Source organism: Micavibrio aeruginosavorus (genome assembly GCF_051245535.1).
In the GTDB taxonomy this organism is placed as follows: Bacteria; Pseudomonadota; Alphaproteobacteria; order Micavibrionales; family Micavibrionaceae; genus Micavibrio; species Micavibrio aeruginosavorus_D.
Genome location: NZ_CP195303.1, coordinates 1,639,631 through 1,664,701 on the forward strand (window position 1 = coordinate 1,639,631; position 25,071 = coordinate 1,664,701).

The window sequence follows — 25,071 nt, forward strand, 5'->3', positions numbered from 1 at the left end:
CTTATAAGTTTAGCCTATGCTAAAAATTGAACATAGCACTAAATTTTATAAGGAACGACCCCAAATGTCACGACCCTCTATGCCGATTTTCTCATTCCGTCCTGTCGCTCTAGCGCTGACCCTGATGGCGCTGGCGTTGCCCCATGATGCATGGGCGGCGGATCAGAAAAAGATCAAGGCCGTGACCACCTTCACCGTCATCGCCGATATTGCTCGCAACGTGGCGGGCGATGCCGCCATCGTTGAATCCATCACCAAACCCGGTGCCGAAATTCACGATTACCAACCCACGCCGCAGGATATTATCCGCGCCCAAGGGGCCGACATTATTTTATGGAACGGCATGAATCTGGAACGCTGGTTCGAGCGCTTCCTGCAAGATGTCAAAGATGTGCCCAGCGTTGTGGTGTCCGATGGCGTTGAACCCATATCAATTTACGAAGGCCCCTACACCGGAAAACCAAACCCGCACGCATGGATGTCGACGGAAAATGCTATTCTGTATGTCGATAATATCCGCAAGGCGTTTGTCGCCGTCGACCCGGCCAATGCCGACATTTACAACAAAAATGCAACGGCCTACACCTACAAAATCCGCGCCCTTAAAGCCGATTTGATCCCCATGCTGGAGAATATTCCCAAGGACCAGCGTTATCTGGTCACCAGCGAAGGCGCGTTCAGCTACCTCGCCCGCGATCTGAAGATGAAAGAGGTCTATCTGTGGCCCATCAATGCGGACCAGCAGGGCACCCCGCAACAGGTGCGCACCGTCATCGACCGCGTGCGTGAAGAAAATATTCCGGTCGTGTTTAGCGAAAGCACCATTTCCGACCGCCCGGCGAAGCAGGTCGCATCGGAAACGGGCGCGGCCTATGGCGGTGTACTCTATGTCGACTCACTCAGCGAACAGGATGGCCCGGTGCCGACCTATCTGGACCTGCTGAAAGTGACCACGCACACCATTGCCGAAGGGTTCCAAACGGGCCTGAAGAAAACAGCGGAGAAAAAATAATGAACGACGCCACGATTCACCTGCACAATGTCGGCGTAATATACCCGAACGGGCACAGCGCCCTGCACGACGTGAATGTCACGCTGCATTCCGGGGTGATTTGCGGCCTTGTCGGGGTGAACGGGGCGGGAAAATCGACCTTGTTCAAAACCATGATGGGGTTTATCACCCCCACCACGGGCACGGTCACCATTGCCGGACAAAGCGTGAAGCAGGCCCTGCGCCGGAATATGGTCGCCTATGTCCCGCAGACGGAGGAAGTGGACTGGAACTTCCCCGTTCTGGTCGAAGACGTGGTGATGATGGGCCGATATGGCCATATGGGCTTCCTGCGCAACCCGAAACAACCCGACCGTGATGCGGTGGACAGCGCCCTGAAACGCGTGGGCATGTTTGATTACAAAAAACGCCAAATTGGTGAGCTGAGCGGTGGACAGAAAAAACGTATTTTCGTCGCCCGCGCATTGGCCCAGGGCGGGTCGATCATCCTGCTGGATGAACCCTTCACCGGCGTTGATATTCAAACCGAAGCGTCCTTGATCGAACTGTTCCGGTCGCTGGCCGCCGAAGGGCGCATGATTTTGGTCTCCACCCACAATCTGGGCAGTGTGCCGAGTTTCTGTGATGAGGTCATTTTGATCAATCGCACGGTCGTCGCCTATGGCCCGGTGGAAACCACCTTTACCGAAGCCAATTTGACCAAGGTGTTTGGCGGCATGTTGCGCCACCTGCAACTGGCCGGGCGCGATCTGCATGATGATGAAGATTCGCGCTGTGTCACGGTGCTGACCGATGATGAACGCCCGCTGGTCCTGTACGGGGAACAGGGCGGCGAGCGAATCGTAAAAACAGGGCGCGATAAATCATGATCGACCTGCTGCTCGAACCTTTTACCTATATGTATATGGTGAAAGCCATTGGCGTCAGCGCGCTGGTCGGGTGTGTGTGCGCTTTTCTGTCATCGTACTTGATGCTCAAGGGCTGGTCCCTGATGGGGGATGCGCTGGCGCATTCCATCGTGCCCGGTGTGGCGTTGGCCTATCTTCTGGCTTTGCCTTACGCTGTCGGCGCGTTTTTTGCGGGGCTTCTGGCCGCGGGCAGCATGGCGCTGGTCCGGCAGAAAACGAAATTGCGCGAAGACACCATTATCGGCCTGATCTTCACCACGTTTTTTGCCGTTGGCCTGTTGCTGGTGTCCATCAACCCGATGGCGGTGAATATTCAATCCATCGTGTTGGGCAATATTCTGGCCATTTCCGATTCCGACGTGATGCAAGTGGTGATTATTTCCGTAATCTGCCTGATTGCACTCACCTTAAAATGGCGGGATTTGATGGCGGTGTTTTTTGATGAAAAACACGCCCAATCTATCGGCCTGCATGTCATGCCGTTGAAAATCCTGTTCTTCACTTTGCTCAGCGCCGCGACCGTGGCCGCGTTGCAAACTGTGGGCGCATGTCTGGTCATCGCCATGGTGGTCACACCGGGGGCGACGGCGTACCTGTTGACCGACCGTTTTGGCCGCTTGATTGCCATTGCCGTGGCCATCGGCACGCTGACCAGCGCCATGGGCGCCTATGCCAGCTATTACCTGAACGCCAACCCGGGCGGGTTGATTGTGTGTTTGCAAACAATCCTGTTTTTCGGCGCATTCCTGTTTTCGCCGAAATACGGGTTGGTGCCGCGTAAACGCGCCATGCGCAACGCCGCAATGGGGGTATAGGACATGGACACGCTGTACTCCTTCCTGATCGAACCGCTGTCGCATGATTTTATGCAACGCGCTTTGATCATCTCCACCATGATCGGTGTGGTGTGTTCGGTCTTTTCCTGTTTTCTGGTCCTCAAAGGCTGGTCCCTGATGGGGGATGCGGTGTCGCATGCCGTCCTGCCGGGCATTGCCATTGCCTATGTCGTGGGTATTCCCATGGCCATCGGGGCCTTTGCCGCGGGTCTGCTCTGCGCCATCGGCACGGGGTATTTAAAGAACAACAGCCGGGTGAAAGAAGACGCCGTCATGGGCATTTTGTTTTCCGGCATGTTTGCGCTTGGGCTTATCTTGCTGACAAAAATCGAAACTGACGTGCATTTGCTGCACATCCTGTTCGGCAACGTGCTGGGTATTTCCACCCGCGATATGGTCGAGGCCGGAACGATTGCCACGATTGTTACCGTCATTATGGTGGTGAAACGCCGTGACCTGATGCTCTATTGCTTTGACCCCGCTCATGCCGCCGTTCTGGGCCTACCCGTTAAACTCCTGCATTTCGGTCTGCTGACCCTGCTGGCTCTGACCATCGTGTCGGCATTGAAAGCGGCGGGGATTATTCTGGTTGTCGCCATGCTGATTGCGCCGGGGGCGATTGGATTTCTGGTGACACGGTCGTTTGACCGCATGATGATGGTGGCTGTTGGTGTTTCCGTCTTTTCCTGTCTGGCCGGAACGATTATAAGTTTTCACATCGATGCGGCGACGGCCCCGTTGATTGTTGTTATTCAATCCCTGTTCTTTCTGGGGGCTTTGGTGTGGTCCACCACACGCCGCCCAACGGTAAAGGCAAACGCATGACACCCAAAAAGAAAAAACTGGTTCTGGCCGATCCACAGACACAATCACAATGGTTTTCCCGCGTGCGCGAAGCGCACCAAACGGAAACCACCGAAGATTATGTGGAACTGATCGCCGATCTGATCGGCGCGCAACAGGAAGCGCGCCTGAGTGATTTATCCGCCCGGCTGGGCGTGTCCCATGCCACGGCCAGCAAGGTCATCTCTCGCCTGAAAGACGAAGGCTATGTCGACAGTGAACCCTATCGCTCCATCTTCCTGACCGACAAGGGCTGGACATTGGCGCAGAAATGCAAGGAACGGCACGAAATCGTTCTGGCCTTCCTGATCCGGCTGGGCGTGCCGCCGGATACGGCCGAATTTGATGCCGAGGGCATCGAACACCATATCAGCGCCGAAACGCTGGATATTTTCCGCCGCTTCAAGGGGTAAGCCCCCCTTTTCCACCGCCGCCGCCTGTGCTAGTCATAAGGCTCACTCCACACGCACAATGACGGTGAGCGGACCATGACGATCGAACAAGCGCTGGAAGCAGTTTACGTATCTTTGGACAATGATAACGAAAACATTGATGAATGCATCGATGCGCTGAAAGCCGTTTTGAAAACCAATGGCGCCGCCAACGTCACCGTTGATCCGAACCGCCTGCCGCAAAATAACCGTCAGGGCCGCAAAATGATGCAATCGTATTTCAAACGCCGCGGCGTTACGGTTGTTTTTGCATAAAAATCAACATATTACTCGATATATACAGATCCTTGCCCCGACACCTATATAATTGTGGGGCCATCCTTTGGTAGTATGGCCGGACAATTTTTGGACGGGATCGGGTTATGAGTGGCATTGAATTCTTCGGCATCGCCTGGGACATCTGGCTGATTTACGGCCTGATCATTGGCGTGTTTGTGGCGTTCCTGCTGGAACGGATGCCGCCCGATATTATCGCGCTCGGCGCACTGGCCATCCTGATCCTGACCGGCATCCTGACCACCAAAGACGCGTTGAGCGTGTTCAGCAACCCGGCCCCCATCACCATCGGGGCCATGTTCATTATTTCCGCCGCGCTGGAACGCACGGGGTGCGTGGAATATCTGGGGCGCAGCATCAATCGCTTTGCGGGCAAGGGACAATTGGGCCTTATTCTCGCCGTCACGCCTGTGGCGCTGGTCATCTCGGCCTTTATGAACAACACGCCGGTTGTTGTGGTTTTAACTCCCGTTCTGATCGCGCTGGCGCGCAAGATGGATATTGCGTCATCCAAAGTTTTGATCCCCCTGTCCTATGCCGCCATTCTGGGCGGCACCACGACATTGATCGGCACATCCACCAACCTGCTGGTCAGCGGGATTGCCGAGAATAGCGGCGCGGCCCGTTTTTCCATGTTTGAAATTACTGTCCCCGGCCTGATCCTCGCCGCCGCCGGGACGTTGTTTATGGTGTTGATCGGCCGCCATTTGCTGCCCACGCGGCAATCGCTGTCCAGCATGATTGGCGGCGGTACGGGTAAAAAATATATCGCCCAGTTGCTGGTCCCACATAATTCGGCCCTGATCGGACAGAAGCTGACCAGCTCGATGCTGAACAAGGGCGAGGATACCCATATTCTGGACGTGATCCGCCACGGCGATTCCATGAAGGACCATCTGGACGAATTGTTGCTGAAAGCCGGTGACCGCATCGTCATGGAAACCAACGCCGGGGAAATTCTGGGCATCAAGGAATCCGGCGCGGTCGAATTTGATACCAGCACGATCAGCGATTTCGAACCGGTCAGCGCATCGCAAAACGTGGTGGTCGAAGGGATTGTAGGCAACAACTCCCCCCTGGTCGGAAAAATGGTGTCCGCCCTGCGCTTCCGCCGCAATTACGGCGTTTACGTCGTCGGCGTGCATCAGGCCGAACACCGCACCGCCATCGGCGGCCCGAAACGCCAGCAATTGCAAATGGGCGACGCCCTGTTGCTGGAAGGCCCGATTCAGGGCATGACGCAGTTGTTTGAAGATAGCGGCCTAGTCAATTTGACGGTGCAGGAAGAACAACCGATGCGCCGGAACAAAGCGCCACTGGCCGTGCTGACCCTGATCGCCGTGGTCGGGCTGGCCGCTTTGGACGTCATGCCGATTGCGGCGCTGTCAATTATTGGTGCGTTTTTCGTCACCGTGACCCGCTGTATCGAACCGCGTGATATTTACAAAACCATTGACTGGTCGATCCTGTTCCTGATTTTCGGCATGCTGGGATTATCACTCGGCATGGAACGCACCGGCGCGGCTGCGCTGGTGGTGGAACAGGTGGTGCAACTGGCCGAAACGCTGGGCGGACCGCTGATGATTTTGGCGGTGTTTTATATTCTGACGTCCGTCCTGACCGAAATTGTCAGCAACAACGCCGTGGCCGCCCTGTTGGCGCCGATTGCGATTGGCGTGGCCACATCACTGGGGCTGGACCCCAAACCGTTCCTGGTCGCGGTCATGTTCGCGGCCAGCGCCAGTTTCGCCACACCCATCGGGTACCAGACCAACACCTTCGTCTATGGTGCCGGTGGATATAAATTCAAAGACTTTCTGGTTGTCGGAATTCCGATGAACCTGATCATGTTTGCGGTATCGATGGTCGTCATTCCAAAATTCTGGCCGCTGTAACGCTTAACCTTCCAGCAATTCATCCCGGGTGATCCAGAACACTTCGCCGTGGCTGTCTTCTGTATCCAGCCAGAGGAAGGGCAAGCTGTCATACTCGTCCTCAATGATATATTGCCCCGTGCCGATTTCGCACAGCAGGCCGCCATCATCACTCAGATAATCCGGGGCTTCGGCCAGAATGCGGCGCACGATGTCCATGCCATCCCCACCGCCATCCAATGCCATGGACGGCTCCGCCCGATATTCCGGCGGCAAGGCAGCCATTTCTTCGGAATCGACATAAGGCGGATTGGTGATAATCAGGTCGTATGTTTTACCCTTTAACGGCGCAAACAAATCGCCGTGGTGCAAATGCACGCGATCTTCAAGCCCAAGGTCCTTCACATTCCGTTCCGCCACGGCCAACGCATCCTTGGACAAATCCACCGCATCAATTGTTGCATTCGGGAACAAATGCGCCGCCAGAATGGCCAGACACCCCGACCCCGTGCACAGATCCAGCACGGATGTAATTTCCCACGGATCGGCGATGCCGATAAATCCATCTTCGGCACACAGAATTTCACCGATGTAAGAACGCGGAACAATCACGCGCTCATCCACATAAAATGGAATGCCCTGAATATAGGCACGATTGAGCAAATACGATGCCGGTTTGCGCGTGTCGATGCGGGCATTGATCAGCCCGATCATTTTTTCCCGCTCCGCCCCGATCAACCGCGCATCCAGATAGGGTTCCAGTTGATCAACCGGCAAATGCAACCCTTCCAGCACCATAAACACCGCTTCGTCATACGCATTCGTCGTGCCGTGACCAAAGGACACATCGGCTTCAATCATGCGGCTGACGCCATAGCGGATAAAATCACGCACGGTCAGAAGGTCATCGAGGGCGGTCGAGGATGTTTGTGGCACGGTTGTGGATTCCTGTTTGAAAAGGGTATTAAAAACCACACCCCTTGTACCATTCCCTGCCTGCCTCTGTCACCCGTCCGCTTTATTATCCCGCACACAACACATCCACAACACGGGCGATTTTATATCCCTCCGCCGGATGCTTTACCCCGCGCACCCGTTTTTGCAGATACTGCCCCAGAACAAAAGGGTCATAGGATTCCGGCATTCCCGTGGGGCCACGCGCATCATCGTCCGCCCCCAAATTCTGCACCACCGGCACCCAATCCGGTTCATCCGCGATCAGGGAATCCATGGAAATGCCCAGCGTGGCGCGCAGGCGGACAAACCCCTCCACCGGAACGCGGTCCGATCCCGCCTCATATTTCTGCACCTTGTGAACCGTCAGATAGGATAAGAATTAGAGGGGTGGGCGGGATTAGGCGGTCCAGCGTGGGGTTACATGGCATAAGGCCAATAAAAATGGGGCTTTATGTGGTATTCAATGGGATGGCGTTTGCAGAACGTGCGTCACATGGTTTGAGAATTTTTTCGGCACTGATGCCCAAATCCGTCAGATAGGATGAGAATTTCAACCAACGCCGAACGGGGCTGTAAGGCGCAGCGTTCTGCGGTTTCTTCGCGGAATCGCGCCCTTGGTAGGTGTCCCAGAAAAGGGCACTTTAGCGTCCCAGTTCCCACTTCCGTCCCACTTCCTATATCTCGTTGATATTAAAAGAAAAAGAAATGTGATCGAAAATCAGACCCGGCGGACCCCGTGAACCAGAACCACCTTGCCGAGGATGGCAAAGTCGGTCGCCCCATCCAGCGCGATTTCGTATGGCTTATATGATGGGTTGTCGCTGGTGATGGCCAGCTTGCCTCCCGGCACCCGTTGAAGGCGCTTGACCAGAACGTCCCCATCCAGCCGGATGACATAGAGACCATCGCCCGGTTTCAGGTGTTCTTCCGCCTGTGTAACGAGGATGTATTCCCCCCCTTTAATGGTGGGTTCAACGGTTTCGCCCACGGCCGGGATCACGCATATATGGTCCGGGTCCAGATACCACGCATCCAGCCACGCCCGGTCAAACTTGGTGTAACCGATGGTCCGGTCGCCCCTGCGCCCTTGCGCTTCATTTTCCAGAAAATATGCAAGATTGACCACGGGCAATGTGACCAACCCCTGTGTGTTGGCATCTTCGACAGCGGCCTGCGCTTCTGGCATTGGCGTGTCTTTTCCAGTGACGAGCCATACCAAAGAAACCTTCCCAGCTTTTGCAATGGCAACAGCTTTATCAAGACTGGGGACAGACCCCCCTTCTAGATATCGGCGAATCATCCCCTCAGACATACCGCAACGTTTAGCGAACCCATTGACCGATTCGCCATTTATTACGACCCCCAATCTTTCAGAGAAAGATTTTATGTCAAAATCAGCGGCAGGAATCGTCATAACACATTGATCCTAAACATTATATTTTTATCGTAAAAAATTACGATGTTTCGTTGACACGCTCGCAACATTTTGCGAACATGGTTAAGAAGTTAACCGAAACCACCTAAAAACAACCGACGTGTCAGGTCGGGCGTTTTCAGCAAAGGGGGCATCCAGATGGATAGCACAGCTCCGCACAAAGAAGACATCAAGGCCGCAATCCGCAAAAGCGGATCAACCCTTGCTGCCGTCTCTGCAGAAGCTGGTCTTTCCAAAGCCGCTGGTGCCAATGCCCTGAACCGCCCCGTTCCTCGCGCCAATCAAGCCATTGCCGAGTTTCTCGGTAAAAAGCTCCATGAGCTATGGCCCCGTTGGTACGACCAGAACGGTGAACGGATCAGATCAGCTCGCAGAAAACCTACCCGAAAACACCCACCCCGTCACCGTCAAAAAACACCACACAAATTTTCATAAACGCAAACCAGCCTTGGGGGAAACCATGAATACACTACACGACGAAACAACCAGCTATGAAGCCGCCCGGACCATCTGGCAAAAGCTGGATCGGCTCCGCATTCCAGAAGCCTATTCCGTTCTGGATGATGTTGAGATGGCAATCATAACCCGTCGATTGCCCAGCAATGACAGCATGGTGTCATCCATCATGCGAAGCTTAAACGGCATGGCAACGGGCCACGCGCTGGAAGCCACGCGCCGCGTCCGTCAGGCCATCAAGTTTGAAGCGACATTGGCGGCCGTCATGCGCGGTGCGGCCTTCCCCGTTTCTCTGGTCGGCGAAGCGCACCTGGTCATCCGTGAAGATGCCGCACGGAGAGTCGCATGATCCCGAACCCCGCAAACGATAACAGCACATACTCCGATATTGTCGGCCTGCCCGCTGGCTGGAATGCATCCGCCGCTTCCTTTGACCGCAAATTCCGCATTGAAGGAAGCCGCACCAACCCGGATACCCGTACCGGATACGAGCGCGACAACATCCATGACTATTGCCTGACCCGCGACATTGGGCTGGCCTTGGATCAGGCCGTTCAATATCTGCAATACGGATATTGGGTCGAGGTGTATGACGAAGCCAGCGACACATTGTTGGCCGGGCCGTTTAACCCGAACGACAAACACCCGAACCTGATGAACTTCATCGGCGGAGGTGTGAAATGACACTACATACGCCGGGACCATGGATAATTGACAGCAGAACCTCACCAAAAGCACGGGTTTCTGATGTAATTCCGATTACCGATATAGTCGGGAAATGGTTTTGCATTACCGTTTTTGCCACGGAGCAGATTTCGCCCGAAGAGCATAGAGCAAATTGCCGCCTTGTTGCCGCCGCACCTGATTTACTGGGGGCGTTGGAAGTAGCGGTAACGTCTATGCTTGATAGCGGATACAAGAAAAACAGCGCAAGTGTTTTGAAAGCGCGTGCCGCCATCGCATTGGCGCGGGAGGGCTTTTAAAATGATCCTTCTGTCCCATGCCATCATGAAAGAAGAATGCGACCGCAATGATGTGAATTGCGATCTGGTTCTTTCGCACCGCCGGGGTGAAGTGTTGGACGGTGTCCGCCACGTCATCATCACACGGATGCACCGTGAATTGAGCATGGGGCCAGCCGAGATTGGCCGCGCCATGAACCGCGACCATTCCGCGATTTGTTACCACCTGAAAAAATTCAAGAATACTTCGCCATCCGTAAACCCTTCCCCCAAGGGCGGATTGGACGAAGTCGGCGGCGGCCGCACCCGGCACTCTGACAGGACCGATCCGGCCGCCGCCACCCTTTATGGGGAGGCCCGATAATGCAGCGCACCAAAAAACCCACCGATAAAAACCAGATGATTCTTGATCTGTTTGAAGATATTGCAGACCGCCTGTCGCTACAGGGCGGGTCGCAGGACGGTTTAAGTGATTTTGAATATCGCTTCCGGCAGGCGTTAAAGGCGGTCGTGGATGGTGTGTCAAAACGCCCCACCGACCCCATGGACAGGATAGAGATTGCGGCCCGAATGAGCCGCGCCCTTGGCCGTGAAATCACCAAGAGCCACATCGACCAGTGGACCGCTATGTCCACCGTCCAGCGCCGCATTCATGCCGATGCGTTGAAAGCCCTGTGTGAGATCACGGGCGATTATACCGCGCTCAAGCTGTTGGTCGAATCCTGCGGTTTCCGCATGCTGACCCAAGATGAAGCCAAGTGTGCCGAGTACGGGGCACAGATGATGATGAAGCGTTTTCTCGACAACGACATTAAGGGCACCCTGTCTGGTGTTGATGAAGCTGCCATGCGCCGCCTTCTGACTAAACGCATGAATGGAGGCGCGGAATGATCCCGGTTCCACAAGGGCAATATGGCGTAATATACGCCGACCCCGCATGGGCATACACCATGTATTCCGACAAAGGATACGGCAAAAGCCCGGACGCGCATTATCAATGCTCGCACTTTGACGTGATGGCCGCTTTGCGCGACCAGATCATTTTTGCCGCCGCGCCGAATTGCGCTCTCGTGATGTGGGGTGTTTGGCCCATGTTGCCCCAAGCTTATGCCCTGATGGATGCATGGGGCTTTGAATACAAAACGGGCGGTTCGTGGGGAAAGATCACGCGCCACGGCAAAAGTGCTTTCGGCACCGGATACGTCCTGCGGTCCGCAGAAGAACCGTTCCTGATTGGAACAATTGGCCACCCAAAAATTAAAAACAGGTCCACGCGCAATCGGTTTTATACAGGGCCATTGCCCGAAGACCTGCACGATCTGCAAATCTCCCTGACCGCCGAACGGCGTGAGCACTCCCGCAAGCCGGACGAAATGGCCACGATCATCGAAGAATTGTTTGACGGTCCGTACCTTGAGTTATTCGCCCGCACAACCCGACCAGGCTGGACCAGTTGGGGAAATGAAACTGCCAAGTTTTCGGGAGTTCAGCAATGACCGAGATTTATTTTACAGCCCGTGAACTGGCGGACATGGCGTTACCGGATTTTCCGACAACAAAACGCAGAATAAACAGCTTGGCCACAAGTGAAAAATGGCCATTCATTGAACGTCAAGGCCGGGGCGGTGGGCGCATGTACCCGATTTCCGCCATTAAAGACCCCGCCATTCGCCTTGAAATCCTGTCAAACCACACAGGCTCCGCCACTCCGGTCGGAATGTGCGTGCCGCATCTGGACCCAAAAGACGCCGCCCTGCGCTCCAAACAACTGCGCGGTGATGCGATCCTGTTTATTGTGCGCCGCTTTGATGCATTCCGTGACCACCATGGCCTGAAAATGAAACAGGCGGAATCGTTGTTCATTGACCAGTTTAGCGTGGAAAAGGAAAGCCGTGAATTCCGCTGGTTCGCCGATTGGGTGATGGCGGTTGTTCCGACATTCAGCATTCAGTCCCTGCGCCGCTGGCGGTCAGGTGTTGAGCAAGACCCAAAGACCGTTTATGCCCAGTACAACAACCGCAAGGGCAAGAGCATTTTAGCACTGGCCGAGGGCGGCGCGGTACAAAACCGTATCGTTGGCCTAGTGTGTTCAAAACCGCACATCAAGGCGGGCCACGTCCGCGACTATATCCGTAGCCAGTTTGGCGACACGCTGAAAATCACCGATGAATCCGGCATTGAAAAGATTGTTGAAATGCCACAAATCCGGGCGTTTGAACGGTTCCTGATCCAGTGGAAGGTTGAGAACGCCAGCACATACCTGAAAATCGCAGACCCGGATGGGTGGAAGAACCGCCACATGGTGGCATTCGGCAGTGCATCGGGTGATGTTCACCGCCTGAACCAGCGGTGGGAGATTGACGCATCGCCAGCAGACGTGTTGTTGGCCGATGGACGGTATTCCATCTACGCCATCATTGACGTTTGGTCGCGCCGCGTCTTGTTCAGCGTGTCAAAAACCGCCTGCACCGATGCATCCTTGATGCTGGTGCGCCGCGCAATCATGGAATGGGGTGTGCCGGAGACGTTGAAAACAGACAACGGTGCCGATTTTACTTCGCACCGTTTCGTGTCGGCGATCCAAGCCCTTAATATCCGCCTTCAAACCTGTATGCCCTTTACGCCGGAAGGCAAGCCGCATGTCGAACGGGTTATTAAAACCATGCAGCACGACCTTATGGAGATGCTGCCGGGTTATGTCGGGCATAGCGTGGCCGACCGCAAGAAGATCGAAGCGCAAAAAGCCTTCGCCCATCGTCTGGGTGAATCCGATAAAGAAGCCTTCGCCATCAAGATGGACCATGTTGAGCTTCAGGATTACATGGACCGCTGGGTAAAGGACCGTTATTCGCACAAAAAGCATTCCAGTTTGGGCGTGTCACCGTTTGCAAAGGCCGCGACATGGGACATGCCGATCATGCGGATCGACAACATCCGCGCCCTTGACCTGTTGCTGGCACCGCTGGCCGGGACCGATGGCTTCCGCGTCATCACCAAGAAAGGTTTGCGGATCGACAACGGTATTTTCTACGGCCCCAATCTGGAACTGCATGTTGGTCACCGCGTTTTTGTCCGCCACGACCCGGAAGACATGGGCCGTGTTTATGTGTTTACCCCGGATCAGGAATTCATTTGCGAAGCCCTGAACCAAGAACGCCTTGGCGCAGACCCGGCGCAGGCCGCATCCGAAGCGAAGGCCCGTCAGAAACAATACATCGCGGACGAAACCAAAGAAGTGCGCCGTCTTGCCCGGAAGATCACGCCGGAGAAGATCGCCGAAGATGTGCTGTCCAAGGCCGCCCGCGACAATTCTAAGCTGGCGCAATTCCCGCACCGTTCAGAACGGTATGAATCCGCATCGCTGGATGAAGCCGCCCGTGTGTTCCAACGCCCAACAACCGAGATGACGCCAGAGCAACAGATGGCGCACGAAGTGCTTGTTGCCGACTTCAATGCGCCAAAAGCGCGTGAAGAGAAGGCAGAGGATCGTTGGGCGCGGCGTTTATTGAATATTGAATCCCAGCTTGAAATGGGCATTCAGCTCGACCCCGAGGAAATCGAATGGTTCGAGCATGTACAGAATACTTCATGGTATCGCGCCCGCGAGATCATGAAGGAAATGACGAACGATAAAGCGGGCGAATAAAAAAACGACCCGCGTGGGGCGGGCCGTTGAACAACATTGTGTGAGGACAATATGAGTGTAACAGAACTGAAAGTCAAGAATTATGGAACGCCGGGAACAGCGCCGCTTAAAAATATCGCTGTCCTGCTCCAAACCGTTGAAAAGCTACGGGATCGCGCCCTGCACCTGCCGGGTTTGGGGACGTATTCCGGGCCATCCGGCTTTGGCAAATCCACCGCCGCCGCATTCGTTTCGGCGCGTTTGGGAGCCTACCATGTGGAAATGAAATCGCACTGGGCAAAGAAGCCTTTCCTTGAGATGACCCTGAAGACCATGGGCATTCCGGCCGCAAAGACGATTTCCGCCATGGCCGATCAAGTATCCGAAGAACTGGCGGCCAGCCAACGCCCCTTCATTATCGACGAATTCGATTATGCGGTCCAAAAGGAAGGCATGATTGATCTGGTCCGCGACATTTACGAGCAATCAAACGCTCCTATTGTCCTGATCGGTGAAGAGAACCTGCCACAAAAGCTGAAAAAATGGGAACGCTTTGACGGCCGTATCATGGAATGGGCGCAAGCTTTGCCCGCTGATATCGAAGATGCGCAGTCACTGAACCGCCACTATGCGCCCACCGTTCAAATTCAGGACGATCTTCTGAATATTCTGGTTGGACAGGCACAAGGCAGTGTCCGCCGTATCGTAACGAACATTGACCGCATCGCCAACTTTGCCCGGATGGACGGATTGAAAACAATCGGCCTGAAAGAATGGGGCAACCAACCGCTGTACACGGCCGTGCCGCCGAAGACACGGGGGTTCTAATCCATGAGCTACTCACCAGATCGCGATAAAATGTGGACATCAATCCGCACACTGAAACGCTTTACCTTGAAAGAGCTGTGCCAACACTCCGGCATTTCCGCATCAACGGCTCGTGGCTTCTTGAAACCGTTGATGGCTGGCGGCTTTATCAAAGCCCGCAAAGACGGCGGCCCAGTTGTCTATCAGCTCATGAAAGATAACGGCGCTCATCGCCCCGACATTACAAATGACGGGAAGAAGAAAAAACCGGACGGGATGCAACGCATGTGGGCGGCGATGAAAGTATTAAAAAACTTTCGCATTTCCGACCTGACATTAGCGGCGGAAACCGTGGAGCAGGAAGCAAAGCATTATTGCTTATACCTGACTAGAGCCGGGTATCTAAGAAGCGTAGGTGATGTTTATAAGTTTGTGCAAAAGAACGACACAGGGCCACATGCGCCGCGCGTGATGATTGCCCGTGCCTTCAAGGTATATGACCGCAACACGGGCATGGTTGTATGGCCGGAAAGCGAGGCGGCATGAGCGCGATTGAAAAACGCCATCCGCTGGCCGTGGATATTGTCGCCCAATATTGGGGCGACAATGCCCCGGAATGGGTCAACACACTAGCCCGGTATTGTGATGCAGAGAGTCAGGCATCGGCGGCGCGTAAGATTGACCGATCCCCAAGCCTGATTAACCAAGTCCTCAAGAATAAATACACCGGGGATTTAGTCGGCGTTGAGGCACGGGTTAAATCGGCCCTCTCCGTCACATGCGTTTTCTGCCCGGTGCTGGGTAACATCCAAGGCGATGAATGCCTTTCGCACCAAGGGACCGCATACAACCCCAGCAACCACGTTGCTGTGCGTCTGTTCGTCGCATGCAAACGCTGCCCGAACAACGTGAGCAGAAAGGCGGTGAAGAATGTCGCTGAGTGATGAAATCAGAAAGATCAGCAATTTGGTGGATTACCAAATTGCTGGAAGTCCGGGCTTTGAATTCTTCATCAAGGGCAGCCCCGCAATCCAGTTGGCAAGACAACTGAACGACATCGCAGATCGGGTGCGAATTTTGGAAAGCCATATCGTACCCGAACACCTTACCACCCTGCCGCCCCAGCCCACCGAGAAAGTTATTCGGCTGGATCTGTGGAAAGCAAAACAACCTGAGAGGAAAAGACAGTGAACACAGAACCAGAATACATGACAAACGCCGAAGGACATTTGGTCCCATCCGCTCTTGTGAAGCCACAGGACAAGTTGACGAACCAGCTGGTTATGAGCTTGCTCGGAACCGCAACGTCCATGCGTGATGCAATCAAGGCGTTTAAGAATTTGGCCTTCAATGATGTTGACGCTCTGCTGAATCTGCTGGCCGAAAAATACGGCGCTAAGATGGGCGGGAAAAAAGGGAATGTCACCATCACGTCATTTGACGGCAAGTTCAAGGTTGAAGTGTCGATTAACGATTTCATCCAGTTCGGGCCGGAATTACAGATCGCAAAAAGCCTGATTGATGAGTGCATCCATGAATGGTCCGGCGGTGCAAACGACAATATCAAAGCCCTGATTTTTGATGCGTTCAAAGTGGATAAAAACAACCGCCTGAATGCAGACCGAATTCTGGGGCTTCGCCGCTTGAACATCACGGACGACAAATGGAAGTCGGCCATGGATGCGATTACGGATTCCATCCGTGTTAGTAAATCAAAACGCTACATCCGGTTTTATCATCGCCCGACAGCAGAGTCGGACTGGGAAGCCATTAAACTGGACATTGCAGGAGTTTAAGCGATGAAGGTAGGAGCCGATTTCCGCAATGCGAAGATTGCCAAAATCAAGATTGCCAGCAAAACACTGGCTCTTGATGACGGCTCCTACCGCGCCCTGCTGACCCGTGTGACGGGAAAAGACAGCGCGGCTAAAATGACGGACCGCGAACTGGATGCGGTTATCAAAGAATTTGAGCGCCTTGGATTTAAGGCCGTTAAAAAGCGCGCTGGTGGACGCAAGATGGCGAACCATGCGCAGGCCGGGAAAATCCGCGCCCTCTGGATCATGCTGTATCACATGGCCGCCGTTGAAGAATCAAGCGAACACGCGCTGGCAAAATTCGTGAAGCGCACATGCGGAGTTGAAGACCTGCACTGGATTGGTGAATACCACGCCGATCAAATTATCCGAGCTTTGCGCGGCTGGATGGCCCGACTTGGATATACCCACCCGACAGCAGAACATGTGAAAAGCGTTTCTACAGCCCGGACATTCGCCGGGATAGACGGAGAGGACAGCTACGCGACCGCAGCAAAGCTCAACCTAATATTTTGGCAAGCAAAAAAGTTGGGCATTAACGATATAGCAATCAGAAATGGTGAATATACCATTCAGGATTGCCTGTATGCCGACAACAAAACATTGGACTGCGTCATTGAAGAACTGGGAGCGTCACTGCGTAAATGACCGATCTGTACGACAACATCCCAGACGACCTTGATGACAACCCGACAACCGCCAGCTTAAGGAAGTTGATCGGCGACGCTTTGTATCAGCATCTGGCCGCAGATTTTGGTGGCAGAAAGATATACATTCCCGAAGTCATCGGCGAGCATCACCCGATCGCGGTTTGTGTCGGACTGGACGCGGCACAGAAAATCAGCCATGTTTACGGAAGAATGGAAATTGACATTTCCCCCGAAGCTGGATTGAGGGTAAAGATCGCACGCCTTTACAAAGGCGGCACACCGAAGTCCCAGATCGGCTTCATAGTCGGTGTCAGCCGACGACATGTGTACCGCGTTCTCGCCGACTTGGCCGATCTGGACGAGTCGAACCAAATGCACCTTCCCCTCTAAGGGTGACCTAGCGTCACTCTGATCCAATCAGCCCCCCTTAGTATGATGAGGGCATGAGCTTAGATTGGTCAAAATATCCGAATTTTCGCAAGTCTGAATTTGACTGCAAGCATACGGGCATCAACCGCATGCGCCCCGAATTCATGGAGCGGCTCCAACAAATCCGCGACACTTTCGATAAGCCGATGATTATTACATCCGGTTATCGGGACAAAACACATCCTGTTGAAATTACAAAGCACGGCCCCGGCGAACATTTTTATGGCTGCGCCGCCGACATCGCAATCTCTGGCACTGATGCCATGGACCTGATCGTCATTGCATACGGCCACGGCATCCGGCGCATCGGCCTGAAACAGACAGGCGCGGGCCGCTTCATTCATCTGGGCATGGGCGATCAGCTTAGCCTTGGCTTTCCATCCACCATCTGGACCTATTAAGGGAGAAAAACACTATGGCGTTGAAACATATCCTTATTCTGCTGGCGGCCGCCGCCACCTATCTCGTGGCCATGGCCATCATTTTTGCAACATCCGCTCATGCGGCTGATGCAATCACCTATGCTGTCAACCTGCAAGATGGCCTGTCGGCGTTGGTGACGCTGGTGTTTGCGAGCTTGAGCGCGGCGACCGGGGCAATCATCGCTTTCATTTTTGGCCGGAAGAAAAGTGCAATCAAACTGGATGCGGAGATGCAGGGCAATCTTGCGCTCGTCATTATTGGTGCATTGAAGAAGGCCGAATCACGATTACAGGTCCGCATTCAAGATATTGATGATGTCGCCGTGAAGAGCCAATTTGTTGCGGCCGCGCTGAATACCATTCTGGACACCTTCCCGACCGTGCTTAAGAAAATTGGTGTCGATCACAATACGCTCCTTAACCTGATTTCCGCACAGATTGAAAAAGAGCGCTCCAATGGAGTGGTTTAATTCCATCCTGCCCGCCATCGCCAAGATCATTGATGCAATCAAGCTGGTGGTGGCGGGTTTGTTTATTCGGCGATCAGCAAAAATCGAAGTGAAAAAAGATGCGCTTGAACAACAGGTCAAAATTCAGAATGAGCAACTGGAAATCGCGGCACGTCCTGCTGATTCCCCTTCTGTTGTTCGTGATGAGTTGTTCGGCGACTGAAAAAGAGCTGACCGTTTCCCACGCATGTCCTCCATTCCCAGAAGGTGGGGAGGCAGTAAAGGCGGAACTTAATCGCGTCTGCCCGATTTTGCGAGATGAACGTGGCCGCGAAATTTCAACCTGCCCAGACATCGACGAATACTTTGGTCGGCTGCTGGTGTTCAAACGACAGACCAAGGTTTCACCGTGATGGATTTTATTAAAGACCTGTTTTCATCTCCGACCGTCATTGTCATGATTGTTCAAGGCGTCTTTATGGTTGCCATGATCGTCATGCAAAGTAAGTTTGCGACACGCGAAGAATTTGAGAAGTTGAGGGTAGAACACGACACTCTGCAGGATAAACAGGAGCGTGGCGAAATGAGGATGGCTTTCATGGAAAAGGCCATCCAGCAAATGCCTGATGAATCATCCCTGCACAACATTTCAAACCAGATCACCGAACTGAAGGGCGAGTTAAAGGCCATCAACGCCCGCCTGTCAGGCTTCAATGATATTTCCGACCGGATGCAAAACCAAGTTGATCGAATCGATGAGTTTCTGAAACGGAGAAGTGTATGAACGGTTACCTCAAACACATCGCCCAAGACCGCCGCCTGTGCATCCTGCGCCTTTTGAAAGAATCGCAGGGCAGTGCAAACGAAAGCGTCCTGCACATGGGTGTTGAAGCCCTTGGGCATTCCCGCCAGCCGCGATCCCAAATCCGTGAGGACATGCGCTTTCTGGAAGGAGCCGGACTGGTCGTTCTGGAATATTACGCAGATGTTGCTATCGCCACAATCACCCGCCGCGGCGTCGATGTGGCTGAAGGCCGTATTGAAGTTGAGGGCGTGAAGAAACCCGCAATCGGTATTTAAGGGGCAACAATGAACCAAAGAAATCGCCCATCAACAATCAGCCGCTTGCCCCCTAACGTCAAAAGAAAGATCGCCGAACTGCGCGATCAAGGATGCACGCTTGATGAAATCATGGCCGCACTGGATGCCATTGACGTTGACGTGTCGCGCTCGGCTTTAGGTCGGTACACGAAGAAAATGGATCGGATCGCCGCCAATATTCGCCGATCCCGTGAAATGGCGAAGGCTGTAGCGCGTCAATTTGGAGGGCAAGAAGTCAGCGAGGTATCACGAACGAACCTCGAAATCCTTCATACAATGATTATGAAGATGATGACCGGGCCGGAAGACCAGGATGGTGATGTTACCTTCGACGCAAAGGACACGATGTTCATTGCGACTGCACTTGAGAAGCTGACCAAGGCCAGCAAGATTGATCTGGACGCCCAAATTCTGGCGGCCCGTGAACAAGAGCGCAGGATCGCAACAGAAAAAGCCGCCGAGAAAGCCGTGGCCACAGCCATATCAGAAGGCATCAGCGATCAAACCGTCAACAAAATCAAAGCGTCCATCTTGGGGATTGAAGCATAATGCCTATTGATCCGGGTCCACTGCCTGAACTGAAATGGCTCAAGAAGGATGTGTTTGTCGTTGATCATCATTATCAACGGCACACAAACTCTCAACGTTCACAACAAGTCATTGAGAACATATACAAGAATTTTCTGTGGGCACGGTTTTCCCCGCCCACCGTGACACCCGGACCAAAGGGGAAGTTCTTGGTGATCGACGGCCAACACAGAATTACAGCCGTTCAAGGTCGAGCCGACATTGATACAATACCTTGCTATGTCGTTCCAGATTTAAGCCTAGAAGATCAGGCCAGAAACTTTGTCGCCATCAACAGGGACAGAGCCGGACTGCACGCGCTTGCCATGCACCGCGCCCTCTTGACCATGGGCGATGAAACGTCATTAAAAATTCAGGAAGTATGCGACGAAGCAGAGGTGTCAATCGCCCTGCAGCCCGCGCCGTATGGAATGACACCACCCCGCGTTACGGCCGCACTGGGCACAATCAAATCCGGGCTGTCGCAGCATGGTGAAGAATGCGTGATTGCCGCTCTGATGGTACTGGCGGATTCTTACAAAATCGCAAAAGGCATGATGCGCTCAAAAACACTGAAGGCCCTCATGCGATTTTACAGTGTCATCGGCATCAAGAACGTGGACCGTGACGCACTGATATACGTTTTGAAAGAGGTAAACCCTATCGACCTTGAAGAAGAGGCTATGTCCAACGCTCGCGCAGATGGAGAGAGTGTTCAGTTTCATATCTTGAAGGATATCCGCGACCGATACGATTTGCGATTACAGGGTGTGAAATCATGAAGCAAGTTACGGTAAGCCAGAACGTGAACTTAAATTTGCCAGATGTATTCCTGACCTATCAAAAAAAGTTGATGCAGGCCACATCGCAATACTCTGTTGTGATTTGTGAGAAGTCACGCCGGATCGGTGTCACCTGGTCTATTGCCGCCGATGCCGTTTTGACCGCAGCCAAAAGTCGATCATCAAAAGGGATGGATGTTCTTTACATCGGCTTCAACTTGGACATGACGCGTGAATTCATCGACACTTGTGCAACGTGGGCAAAATCATTTCATCATGCCGCTGCCGCAGTCAGCGAGTTCATCTTCGACGACATTGACGAAAATAACCACACCAAACAAATTCAGGCATTCCGCATTCGGTTTGATTCTGGATACGAGATCATTGCGCTAACATCACGCCCCCGATCATTACGCGGTCGACAAGGGTATGTCATTATTGATGAAGCCGCATTCCATGATGACCTGAAGGAATTGATGAAGGCCGCTCTTGCCCTGCTGATCTGGGGTGGTAAAGTTTTAATTATCTCCACGCACGATGGCGTAAGCAATCCGTTCAATGAATATGTTCAGGATGCACGGGCTAAGAAAAACAAATATCACGTCCTCCGCATCGACTTTGATGATGCGCTCAAAGACGGCCTATACAAACGCGTTTGCCTGACAACTGGCAAGGAATGGTCGCCAGAATCTGAAGCACAATGGCGGCAGGAAATCATTGACTCCTACGGCGAAGGGGCTGATGAAGAATTGTTCTGCGTTCCGCGATTATCATCCGGTGCGTACATTCCTGCCATTCTTGTTGAAAGCAGGATGCGCAAAGACATTCCGGTTGTGCGCCTAGCGCGTTCTACCGAGTGGGGACAAAAGCCCGAACAAGAGCGCAACCGTGAAATCGAACTTTGGTGCGAAGAAACCCTATCACCACTATTGGACAAGATCAGCTTAATGGACACCACCAGCTATGTTGGTGGTGACTTTGCGCGTTCCGGCGACTTAAGCGTGATCTGGCCAATACAAGTCATGCAGAACATGGTGCGCTGGACACCGTTTGTTGTAGAGCTGAAAAACATCCCGTTCCGTCAACAGCTTCAAATTCTGTGGTACATCATGGACAGGCTACCGCGTCGCGCCGGGGCCGCATTCGATGCGCGCGGGAACGGCCAACAGATGGCTGAAGAAACAGCAGACCGTTATGGGCACGGCCACGTTCACCAAGTTATGACCTCCGCCGCTTGGTATCTGGAAGCGTTCCCACCTTACAAATCCGCACTGGAAGACGCCACATTCACGCTTCCGCAAGACCGGGATATTGCCAATGACCACCGCACCGTTGTTATGCAAGGTGGCATTCCCCAAATCCCAGCAAAGCGCACAAAAGGGAAAGACGGAAATCAGCGACACGGGGATTCTCTGGTCGCGGCTGTTATGGCTCATTGGGCCAGCATGCAAAACATTGTTGAATATGATTACACCCCAGCGAATGGAATGGAACAATCATCCAGCCTGCGTAACAGCGACGATGATGACGACAACGACAGCGGTGGGCGATTTTCTAAAGGAGCATACTAATGTTTGACAGATTGAAACAGTTGGCCGACCGCTTCGGAAAGACAATCAAGCGCGAAGATTTGTTGGTTGAACAGGCTGGACCCACCACGACAGGTGTGCGATCCATCCGATCCAGCGCCGTAACAAACGGGCTGAACCCACACCGTCTGGCAAACATCCTGCGCGATTCCGAAGCGGGTGACATTCAGGCATATCTGGAACTGGCCGAAGAACTGGAAGAAAAAGACACGCACTACATGTCTGTGCTGGGCACCCGGAAACGGGCCGTTGCACAAATGGACATTTCTGTTGAAGCCGCCAGCGATGACCCGGAACATCAGGCCGACGCAAAGCTTATTAGCGAATGGCTGAATCGCGACAGGCTGGAAGCAGAAATCTTTGACATTCTTGACGCAATCGGCAAGGGATTTTCTGTCACGGAAATGATCTGGGAAGTGTCGTCCGATCTGTGGCTTCCGAAAGAATTGATCTGGCGCGATCCGCGCTGGTTCCAATTTGATCGGAACAATGGGCATACACTCCGCCTTCGTGATGGCACATCAATCGACGGCGAAGATTTGCAACCGTACAAGTACATTGTCCACCGCCACGCCTCTAAGTCCGGCTTAACAATTCGCGGTGGCGTTGCCCGGCCCTGCGCTTGGATGTGGCTGTTCAAAAACTTCAGCATCAAAGATTGGGTCGTATTCCTTGAGGCATATGGTCAACCCATCCGCCTTGGGAAGTACGGCCCCGGCGCATCTAAGAAAGACCGCGACATCCTGATGCGGGCCGTTGCGAATATTGGCTCCGACTCTGCCGCAATCATTCCTGAATCCATGATGATTGACTTCATCGAAACGCAGGGTAAGGGCGGAACCATTGACGCGTTTGAACGGCTTTGCAATTTTGCTGACCAACAAATATCAAAAGCCGTTCTGGGGCAAACCACCACAACCGACGCCTTGTCCAGTGGGCTGTCTGGAAATGCATCGCACAATGACGTGAGAGGCGATATTGCACGGGCCGATGCGAAACAACTTGCGGCCACACTGAATGAACAGTTGATCCCGGCTATCATTATCCTGAACCGGGGGCCGCGCCGGGCATATCCGCGCCTGAATATTGGTAGCCCCGAAGCTGCGGATATGGATAAACTTTCCATCGCCGCCCAACGCGCTGTCAGAATGGGGCTGGAAATTTCCAAGAAAGGAATGGTTGAAAAGCTGGGTCTGCCTGCACCGTTGAATGATGACGATATCGTCCGCTTGCCGGAAAGTGTTTCCGGTGGCGGTGAAGAAGCGTTCGCCGCCCGGAATAAAAACCTTGTCGCCGCATCCGCAGATCCACAGCGCACATCAGATATCATTGACGCACTGGCCGATGATATGGCGGACGATTGGGAAGAGGTGATGAACCCCATCGTTGCGGAACTTGAAGAAGCCATCCAAGACGCCGCATCCTTTGACGAGTTGAACGATAGGCTTCTTGCGATTGTTGCAAAGCTGAAGATGGACCCTGCCGCCGAGAAAATTGCACAGGCCATCTTTACGGCACGGTTGGCCGGGAACCTGAATGTTGATTTATCCGGGAAAAAATAATGTCGGATATTGAGTTAAAGGCTCTACCGCCAAAGCAAGCCATCGAATTCTTCCGGTCGAAGGGCTATAAGGTTACATTCGACTGGCGTGATATGGCCAGCGAAGATCACGCCTACAGCTTCACCGTCGCCAAGGCCATGCGTGCTGATATCCTGCAGGATATCAGGCAGGCCGTTGATACCGCGATTGCCGATGGAACCACGCTGGAAACATTCAAGGCCCGCCTGCGCCCCACCCTTCAGGAGAAAGGATGGTGGGGCCGCAAGGAAATGCTGGACCCGCTTACAGGTGAAATGAAAGAGGTTCAGCTCGGCAGCTCCCGGCGATTGCGAACCATCTTCGACACCAATATGCGCACGGCTTATGCGGCCGGGAAATGGGAAACCGTTCAACGCACCAAGAAGACGCAACCCTATTTACGCTATCTGTGTGTTCTGGATAACAGTACCCGTGACAGCCACCGCCAATGGCACAATGTTGTGAAGCACGCTGATGATCCGTTCTGGGACGAACATTATCCGCCGAATGGATGGGGATGCCGATGCACCGTGCAACAGCTTAGTGAGCGCGACATTCAATCCCTTGGCCTATCCGTCACACCGGGCAGTCCGACCGGGCCGGATAGAAACTGGATCGACAAGCGGAATGGCCAGCTTGTGAAGGTACCACAGGGCATTGCCCCCGGATTTGCCCAGAACGTCGGCAAAGCCCGGATGAAAGCGTTGACACCGCCGCCGCTGGATCAGCCATTGAAGATACCGTACAGCGGCCCTTTAATTGATACCCCACCGCCCGCGCCGCGCGCGATGGATAAAAAGCTTATCCTACCGGACGATCTGCCCGATGAAGAATATGTTGAATTATTCTTGAAGGAATTCGGCGGCAAGATCGGACAGCCCGTCATCTTCAAAGACAAGCTTGGTGAGCAGCTCATCATCTCGGATGATTTGTTCCGTACTGCCAATGGAAAGCTCAAAGTAAAGCGGCGTGATAGGCACCGCCATGTATTGCTATTGGCGCATGCGATAAAAGACCCCGATGAAATTTTCTGGACGTGGCAGGAATATCCGCAAGGCCGCATGACGCTGACCAGAACATACCTGACCCAGTGGGATGATGGCGGGACCAACGGCTTCACCATGTTTGATACATCGGCGGCCGGGTGGAATGGAATCACATCGTTCCAGACCGATGACCTGCGCTATATCCTGAATCAACGCAAAGGGACGCTGGCCTACCGACGGGGGAAAAAATAAAAGG

Annotated in this window: 35 protein-coding genes and 1 pseudogene; 32 read left to right on the forward strand and 4 right to left on the reverse strand. The window is 53.6% G+C overall.

Annotation, left to right across the window (positions count from 1 at the left end; genetic code table 11):
- Positions 1–64: 64 nt before the first annotated feature.
- The 7 genes from ACSC94_RS07835 (at position 65) to ACSC94_RS07865 (ending at position 6,222) form a co-directional block, all read left to right on the forward strand.
- The gene (locus ACSC94_RS07835) at positions 65–1,012 is read left to right on the forward strand and encodes a metal ABC transporter substrate-binding protein (RefSeq protein WP_435640289.1); all 948 of its coding nucleotides are present in this window, start codon (positions 65–67) and stop codon (positions 1,010–1,012) included.
- Entirely contained in the window at positions 1,012–1,881 is an 870-nt protein-coding gene (locus ACSC94_RS07840) for an ATP-binding cassette domain-containing protein (protein ID WP_435640290.1), read from the forward strand. The genes ACSC94_RS07835 and ACSC94_RS07840 overlap by 1 nt, the downstream gene beginning before the upstream one ends.
- Entirely contained in the window at positions 1,878–2,735 is an 858-nt protein-coding gene (locus tag ACSC94_RS07845; RefSeq protein WP_435640291.1) for a metal ABC transporter permease, read from the forward strand. The genes ACSC94_RS07840 and ACSC94_RS07845 overlap by 4 nt, the downstream gene beginning before the upstream one ends.
- Positions 2,736–2,738: 3 nt before the next feature.
- Complete coding sequence (locus ACSC94_RS07850; protein WP_435640292.1) at positions 2,739–3,581, forward strand: metal ABC transporter permease; 843 nt, start codon at positions 2,739–2,741, stop codon at positions 3,579–3,581.
- The gene (mntR, locus tag ACSC94_RS07855) at positions 3,578–4,012 is read left to right on the forward strand and encodes a manganese-binding transcriptional regulator MntR (RefSeq protein ID WP_435640293.1); all 435 of its coding nucleotides are present in this window, start codon (positions 3,578–3,580) and stop codon (positions 4,010–4,012) included. Before ACSC94_RS07850 ends, mntR begins: the two co-directional genes overlap by 4 nt.
- 75 nt (positions 4,013–4,087) lie before the next feature.
- Positions 4,088–4,306 (forward strand): hypothetical protein, encoded by a 219-nt coding sequence (locus ACSC94_RS07860; protein WP_435640294.1) that lies wholly within the window; start codon positions 4,088–4,090, stop codon positions 4,304–4,306.
- A 107-nt stretch (positions 4,307–4,413) separates the two neighbouring features.
- Positions 4,414–6,222 (forward strand): SLC13 family permease, encoded by a 1,809-nt coding sequence (locus tag ACSC94_RS07865; RefSeq protein ID WP_435640295.1) that lies wholly within the window; start codon positions 4,414–4,416, stop codon positions 6,220–6,222.
- 3 nt (positions 6,223–6,225) lie between these two features.
- On the opposite strand, the gene prmB is transcribed toward ACSC94_RS07865, so the two are convergent.
- From prmB to ACSC94_RS07885, 4 genes and pseudogenes are all read right to left on the reverse strand, one after another.
- Complete coding sequence (gene prmB / locus ACSC94_RS07870) at positions 6,226–7,137, reverse strand: 50S ribosomal protein L3 N(5)-glutamine methyltransferase (RefSeq protein ID WP_435640296.1); 912 nt, start codon at positions 7,135–7,137, stop codon at positions 6,226–6,228.
- 85 nt (positions 7,138–7,222) lie between these two features.
- Positions 7,223–7,510, reverse strand: a complete 288-nt coding sequence (locus tag ACSC94_RS07875; protein WP_435640297.1) for a hypothetical protein — start codon at positions 7,508–7,510, stop codon at positions 7,223–7,225.
- Positions 7,511–7,876: 366 nt separating this feature from the next.
- Positions 7,877–8,344, reverse strand: a complete 468-nt coding sequence (locus ACSC94_RS07880) for a S24 family peptidase (RefSeq protein WP_435642163.1) — start codon at positions 8,342–8,344, stop codon at positions 7,877–7,879.
- Between the two features lie 33 nt (positions 8,345–8,377).
- Positions 8,378–8,572, reverse strand: a pseudogene (locus tag ACSC94_RS07885) (helix-turn-helix domain-containing protein); the annotation flags it as partial.
- A 159-nt stretch (positions 8,573–8,731) separates the two neighbouring features.
- Between ACSC94_RS07885 and ACSC94_RS07890 the strand changes: the two are divergent.
- The 25 genes from ACSC94_RS07890 (at position 8,732) to ACSC94_RS08010 (ending at position 25,067) form a co-directional block, all read left to right on the forward strand.
- Positions 8,732–9,028 carry a helix-turn-helix domain-containing protein gene (locus ACSC94_RS07890; protein WP_435640298.1) on the forward strand — a complete coding sequence of 99 codons (297 nt, stop codon included), beginning with the start codon at positions 8,732–8,734 and terminating at the stop codon, positions 9,026–9,028.
- Positions 9,029–9,053: 25 nt separating this feature from the next.
- Positions 9,054–9,398 (forward strand): hypothetical protein, encoded by a 345-nt coding sequence (locus tag ACSC94_RS07895; RefSeq protein WP_435640299.1) that lies wholly within the window; start codon positions 9,054–9,056, stop codon positions 9,396–9,398.
- Complete coding sequence (locus tag ACSC94_RS07900; protein WP_435640300.1) at positions 9,395–9,733, forward strand: hypothetical protein; 339 nt, start codon at positions 9,395–9,397, stop codon at positions 9,731–9,733. The genes ACSC94_RS07895 and ACSC94_RS07900 overlap by 4 nt, the downstream gene beginning before the upstream one ends.
- Positions 9,730–10,032, forward strand: a complete 303-nt coding sequence (locus tag ACSC94_RS07905) for a hypothetical protein (RefSeq protein WP_435640301.1) — start codon at positions 9,730–9,732, stop codon at positions 10,030–10,032. The genes ACSC94_RS07900 and ACSC94_RS07905 overlap by 4 nt, the downstream gene beginning before the upstream one ends.
- A 1-nt stretch (position 10,033) precedes the next feature.
- Positions 10,034–10,375, forward strand: a complete 342-nt coding sequence (locus ACSC94_RS07910) for a hypothetical protein (RefSeq protein WP_435640302.1) — start codon at positions 10,034–10,036, stop codon at positions 10,373–10,375.
- Positions 10,375–10,902 carry a hypothetical protein gene (locus ACSC94_RS07915; RefSeq protein WP_435640303.1) on the forward strand — a complete coding sequence of 176 codons (528 nt, stop codon included), beginning with the start codon at positions 10,375–10,377 and terminating at the stop codon, positions 10,900–10,902. Before ACSC94_RS07910 ends, ACSC94_RS07915 begins: the two co-directional genes overlap by 1 nt.
- Positions 10,899–11,507: an MT-A70 family methyltransferase gene (locus ACSC94_RS07920; protein WP_435640304.1), complete on the forward strand. Its 609-nt coding sequence runs from the start codon at positions 10,899–10,901 to the stop codon at positions 11,505–11,507. The genes ACSC94_RS07915 and ACSC94_RS07920 overlap by 4 nt, the downstream gene beginning before the upstream one ends.
- The gene (locus ACSC94_RS07925; RefSeq protein WP_435640305.1) at positions 11,504–13,657 is read left to right on the forward strand and encodes a transposase; all 2,154 of its coding nucleotides are present in this window, start codon (positions 11,504–11,506) and stop codon (positions 13,655–13,657) included. Before ACSC94_RS07920 ends, ACSC94_RS07925 begins: the two co-directional genes overlap by 4 nt.
- 51 nt (positions 13,658–13,708) lie before the next feature.
- Positions 13,709–14,464 carry an AAA family ATPase gene (locus ACSC94_RS07930; RefSeq protein ID WP_435640306.1) on the forward strand — a complete coding sequence of 252 codons (756 nt, stop codon included), beginning with the start codon at positions 13,709–13,711 and terminating at the stop codon, positions 14,462–14,464.
- Positions 14,465–14,494: 30 nt separating this feature from the next.
- Positions 14,495–14,989 (forward strand): helix-turn-helix domain-containing protein, encoded by a 495-nt coding sequence (locus ACSC94_RS07935; protein WP_435640307.1) that lies wholly within the window; start codon positions 14,495–14,497, stop codon positions 14,987–14,989.
- The gene (locus ACSC94_RS07940) at positions 14,965–15,387 is read left to right on the forward strand and encodes a transcriptional regulator (protein WP_435640308.1); all 423 of its coding nucleotides are present in this window, start codon (positions 14,965–14,967) and stop codon (positions 15,385–15,387) included. Before ACSC94_RS07935 ends, ACSC94_RS07940 begins: the two co-directional genes overlap by 25 nt.
- Entirely contained in the window at positions 15,374–15,634 is a 261-nt protein-coding gene (locus ACSC94_RS07945; RefSeq protein WP_435640309.1) for a hypothetical protein, read from the forward strand. Before ACSC94_RS07940 ends, ACSC94_RS07945 begins: the two co-directional genes overlap by 14 nt.
- A complete protein-coding gene (locus tag ACSC94_RS07950; RefSeq protein ID WP_435640310.1) occupies positions 15,631–16,239 on the forward strand; it encodes a DUF3164 family protein in 609 nt (202 codons plus the stop codon). Before ACSC94_RS07945 ends, ACSC94_RS07950 begins: the two co-directional genes overlap by 4 nt.
- A 3-nt stretch (positions 16,240–16,242) precedes the next feature.
- Positions 16,243–16,908 (forward strand): gp16 family protein, encoded by a 666-nt coding sequence (locus tag ACSC94_RS07955; RefSeq protein ID WP_435640311.1) that lies wholly within the window; start codon positions 16,243–16,245, stop codon positions 16,906–16,908.
- On the forward strand, positions 16,905–17,300 hold the full coding sequence (locus ACSC94_RS07960) for a helix-turn-helix domain-containing protein (protein WP_435640312.1): 396 nt from the start codon (positions 16,905–16,907) through the stop codon (positions 17,298–17,300). Before ACSC94_RS07955 ends, ACSC94_RS07960 begins: the two co-directional genes overlap by 4 nt.
- 53 nt (positions 17,301–17,353) lie before the next feature.
- Positions 17,354–17,740 carry a D-Ala-D-Ala carboxypeptidase family metallohydrolase gene (locus ACSC94_RS07965; protein ID WP_435640313.1) on the forward strand — a complete coding sequence of 129 codons (387 nt, stop codon included), beginning with the start codon at positions 17,354–17,356 and terminating at the stop codon, positions 17,738–17,740.
- Positions 17,741–17,754: 14 nt separating this feature from the next.
- Entirely contained in the window at positions 17,755–18,231 is a 477-nt protein-coding gene (locus ACSC94_RS07970) for a hypothetical protein (RefSeq protein ID WP_435640314.1), read from the forward strand.
- Positions 18,218–18,433, forward strand: a complete 216-nt coding sequence (locus tag ACSC94_RS07975) for a hypothetical protein (RefSeq protein WP_435640315.1) — start codon at positions 18,218–18,220, stop codon at positions 18,431–18,433. Before ACSC94_RS07970 ends, ACSC94_RS07975 begins: the two co-directional genes overlap by 14 nt.
- A gap of 189 nt (positions 18,434–18,622) precedes the next feature.
- On the forward strand, positions 18,623–18,994 hold the full coding sequence (locus tag ACSC94_RS07980) for a DUF2730 family protein (protein WP_435640316.1): 372 nt from the start codon (positions 18,623–18,625) through the stop codon (positions 18,992–18,994).
- Entirely contained in the window at positions 18,991–19,290 is a 300-nt protein-coding gene (locus tag ACSC94_RS07985) for a VpaChn25_0724 family phage protein (protein ID WP_435640317.1), read from the forward strand. Before ACSC94_RS07980 ends, ACSC94_RS07985 begins: the two co-directional genes overlap by 4 nt.
- 9 nt (positions 19,291–19,299) lie before the next feature.
- The gene (locus ACSC94_RS07990; RefSeq protein ID WP_435640318.1) at positions 19,300–19,860 is read left to right on the forward strand and encodes a phage protein Gp27 family protein; all 561 of its coding nucleotides are present in this window, start codon (positions 19,300–19,302) and stop codon (positions 19,858–19,860) included.
- Complete coding sequence (locus tag ACSC94_RS07995) at positions 19,860–20,660, forward strand: DUF6551 family protein (RefSeq protein ID WP_435640319.1); 801 nt, start codon at positions 19,860–19,862, stop codon at positions 20,658–20,660. Before ACSC94_RS07990 ends, ACSC94_RS07995 begins: the two co-directional genes overlap by 1 nt.
- Entirely contained in the window at positions 20,657–22,231 is a 1,575-nt protein-coding gene (locus ACSC94_RS08000) for a terminase large subunit domain-containing protein (protein ID WP_435640320.1), read from the forward strand. Before ACSC94_RS07995 ends, ACSC94_RS08000 begins: the two co-directional genes overlap by 4 nt.
- Positions 22,231–23,811 (forward strand): DUF935 domain-containing protein, encoded by a 1,581-nt coding sequence (locus ACSC94_RS08005; RefSeq protein WP_435640321.1) that lies wholly within the window; start codon positions 22,231–22,233, stop codon positions 23,809–23,811. Before ACSC94_RS08000 ends, ACSC94_RS08005 begins: the two co-directional genes overlap by 1 nt.
- Complete coding sequence (locus ACSC94_RS08010; RefSeq protein WP_435640322.1) at positions 23,811–25,067, forward strand: PBECR2 nuclease fold domain-containing protein; 1,257 nt, start codon at positions 23,811–23,813, stop codon at positions 25,065–25,067. Before ACSC94_RS08005 ends, ACSC94_RS08010 begins: the two co-directional genes overlap by 1 nt.
- Positions 25,068–25,071: the final 4 nt, after the last annotated feature.

Bases quoted from the DNA above. Each gene is read 5' to 3' on its own strand.
- ACSC94_RS07850 (WP_435640292.1), top strand. From the start codon at position 2,739: ATGGACACGCTGTACTCCTTCCTGATCGAACCGCTGTCGCATGATTTT.
- ACSC94_RS08005 (WP_435640321.1), top strand. From the start codon at position 22,231: ATGTTTGACAGATTGAAACAGTTGGCCGACCGCTTCGGAAAGACAATC.
- ACSC94_RS07900 (WP_435640300.1), top strand. From the start codon at position 9,395: ATGATCCCGAACCCCGCAAACGATAACAGCACATACTCCGATATTGTC.
- ACSC94_RS07925 (WP_435640305.1), top strand. From the start codon at position 11,504: ATGACCGAGATTTATTTTACAGCCCGTGAACTGGCGGACATGGCGTTA.
- ACSC94_RS07970 (WP_435640314.1), top strand. From the start codon at position 17,755: ATGGCGTTGAAACATATCCTTATTCTGCTGGCGGCCGCCGCCACCTAT.
- ACSC94_RS07995 (WP_435640319.1), top strand. From the start codon at position 19,860: ATGCCTATTGATCCGGGTCCACTGCCTGAACTGAAATGGCTCAAGAAG.
- ACSC94_RS07890 (WP_435640298.1), top strand. From the start codon at position 8,732: ATGGATAGCACAGCTCCGCACAAAGAAGACATCAAGGCCGCAATCCGC.
- mntR (WP_435640293.1), top strand. From the start codon at position 3,578: ATGACACCCAAAAAGAAAAAACTGGTTCTGGCCGATCCACAGACACAA.
- ACSC94_RS07945 (WP_435640309.1), top strand. From the start codon at position 15,374: ATGTCGCTGAGTGATGAAATCAGAAAGATCAGCAATTTGGTGGATTAC.
- ACSC94_RS07910 (WP_435640302.1), top strand. From the start codon at position 10,034: ATGATCCTTCTGTCCCATGCCATCATGAAAGAAGAATGCGACCGCAAT.
- ACSC94_RS07860 (WP_435640294.1), top strand. From the start codon at position 4,088: ATGACGATCGAACAAGCGCTGGAAGCAGTTTACGTATCTTTGGACAAT.
- ACSC94_RS07960 (WP_435640312.1), top strand. From the start codon at position 16,905: ATGACCGATCTGTACGACAACATCCCAGACGACCTTGATGACAACCCG.
- ACSC94_RS07895 (WP_435640299.1), top strand. From the start codon at position 9,054: ATGAATACACTACACGACGAAACAACCAGCTATGAAGCCGCCCGGACC.
- ACSC94_RS07965 (WP_435640313.1), top strand. From the start codon at position 17,354: ATGAGCTTAGATTGGTCAAAATATCCGAATTTTCGCAAGTCTGAATTT.
- ACSC94_RS07845 (WP_435640291.1), top strand. From the start codon at position 1,878: ATGATCGACCTGCTGCTCGAACCTTTTACCTATATGTATATGGTGAAA.
- ACSC94_RS07990 (WP_435640318.1), top strand. From the start codon at position 19,300: ATGAACCAAAGAAATCGCCCATCAACAATCAGCCGCTTGCCCCCTAAC.
- ACSC94_RS07905 (WP_435640301.1), top strand. From the start codon at position 9,730: ATGACACTACATACGCCGGGACCATGGATAATTGACAGCAGAACCTCA.
- ACSC94_RS07835 (WP_435640289.1), top strand. From the start codon at position 65: ATGTCACGACCCTCTATGCCGATTTTCTCATTCCGTCCTGTCGCTCTA.
- ACSC94_RS08000 (WP_435640320.1), top strand. From the start codon at position 20,657: ATGAAGCAAGTTACGGTAAGCCAGAACGTGAACTTAAATTTGCCAGAT.
- ACSC94_RS07935 (WP_435640307.1), top strand. From the start codon at position 14,495: ATGTGGACATCAATCCGCACACTGAAACGCTTTACCTTGAAAGAGCTG.
- ACSC94_RS07940 (WP_435640308.1), top strand. From the start codon at position 14,965: ATGGCCGGAAAGCGAGGCGGCATGAGCGCGATTGAAAAACGCCATCCG.
- ACSC94_RS07930 (WP_435640306.1), top strand. From the start codon at position 13,709: ATGAGTGTAACAGAACTGAAAGTCAAGAATTATGGAACGCCGGGAACA.
- ACSC94_RS08010 (WP_435640322.1), top strand. From the start codon at position 23,811: ATGTCGGATATTGAGTTAAAGGCTCTACCGCCAAAGCAAGCCATCGAA.
- ACSC94_RS07985 (WP_435640317.1), top strand. From the start codon at position 18,991: ATGAACGGTTACCTCAAACACATCGCCCAAGACCGCCGCCTGTGCATC.
- ACSC94_RS07920 (WP_435640304.1), top strand. From the start codon at position 10,899: ATGATCCCGGTTCCACAAGGGCAATATGGCGTAATATACGCCGACCCC.
- ACSC94_RS07840 (WP_435640290.1), top strand. From the start codon at position 1,012: ATGAACGACGCCACGATTCACCTGCACAATGTCGGCGTAATATACCCG.
- ACSC94_RS07865 (WP_435640295.1), top strand. From the start codon at position 4,414: ATGAGTGGCATTGAATTCTTCGGCATCGCCTGGGACATCTGGCTGATT.
- ACSC94_RS07980 (WP_435640316.1), top strand. From the start codon at position 18,623: ATGGATTTTATTAAAGACCTGTTTTCATCTCCGACCGTCATTGTCATG.
- ACSC94_RS07975 (WP_435640315.1), top strand. From the start codon at position 18,218: ATGGAGTGGTTTAATTCCATCCTGCCCGCCATCGCCAAGATCATTGAT.
- ACSC94_RS07880 (WP_435642163.1), bottom strand. From the start codon at position 8,344: ATGCCAGAAGCGCAGGCCGCTGTCGAAGATGCCAACACACAGGGGTTG.
- ACSC94_RS07955 (WP_435640311.1), top strand. From the start codon at position 16,243: ATGAAGGTAGGAGCCGATTTCCGCAATGCGAAGATTGCCAAAATCAAG.
- ACSC94_RS07915 (WP_435640303.1), top strand. From the start codon at position 10,375: ATGCAGCGCACCAAAAAACCCACCGATAAAAACCAGATGATTCTTGAT.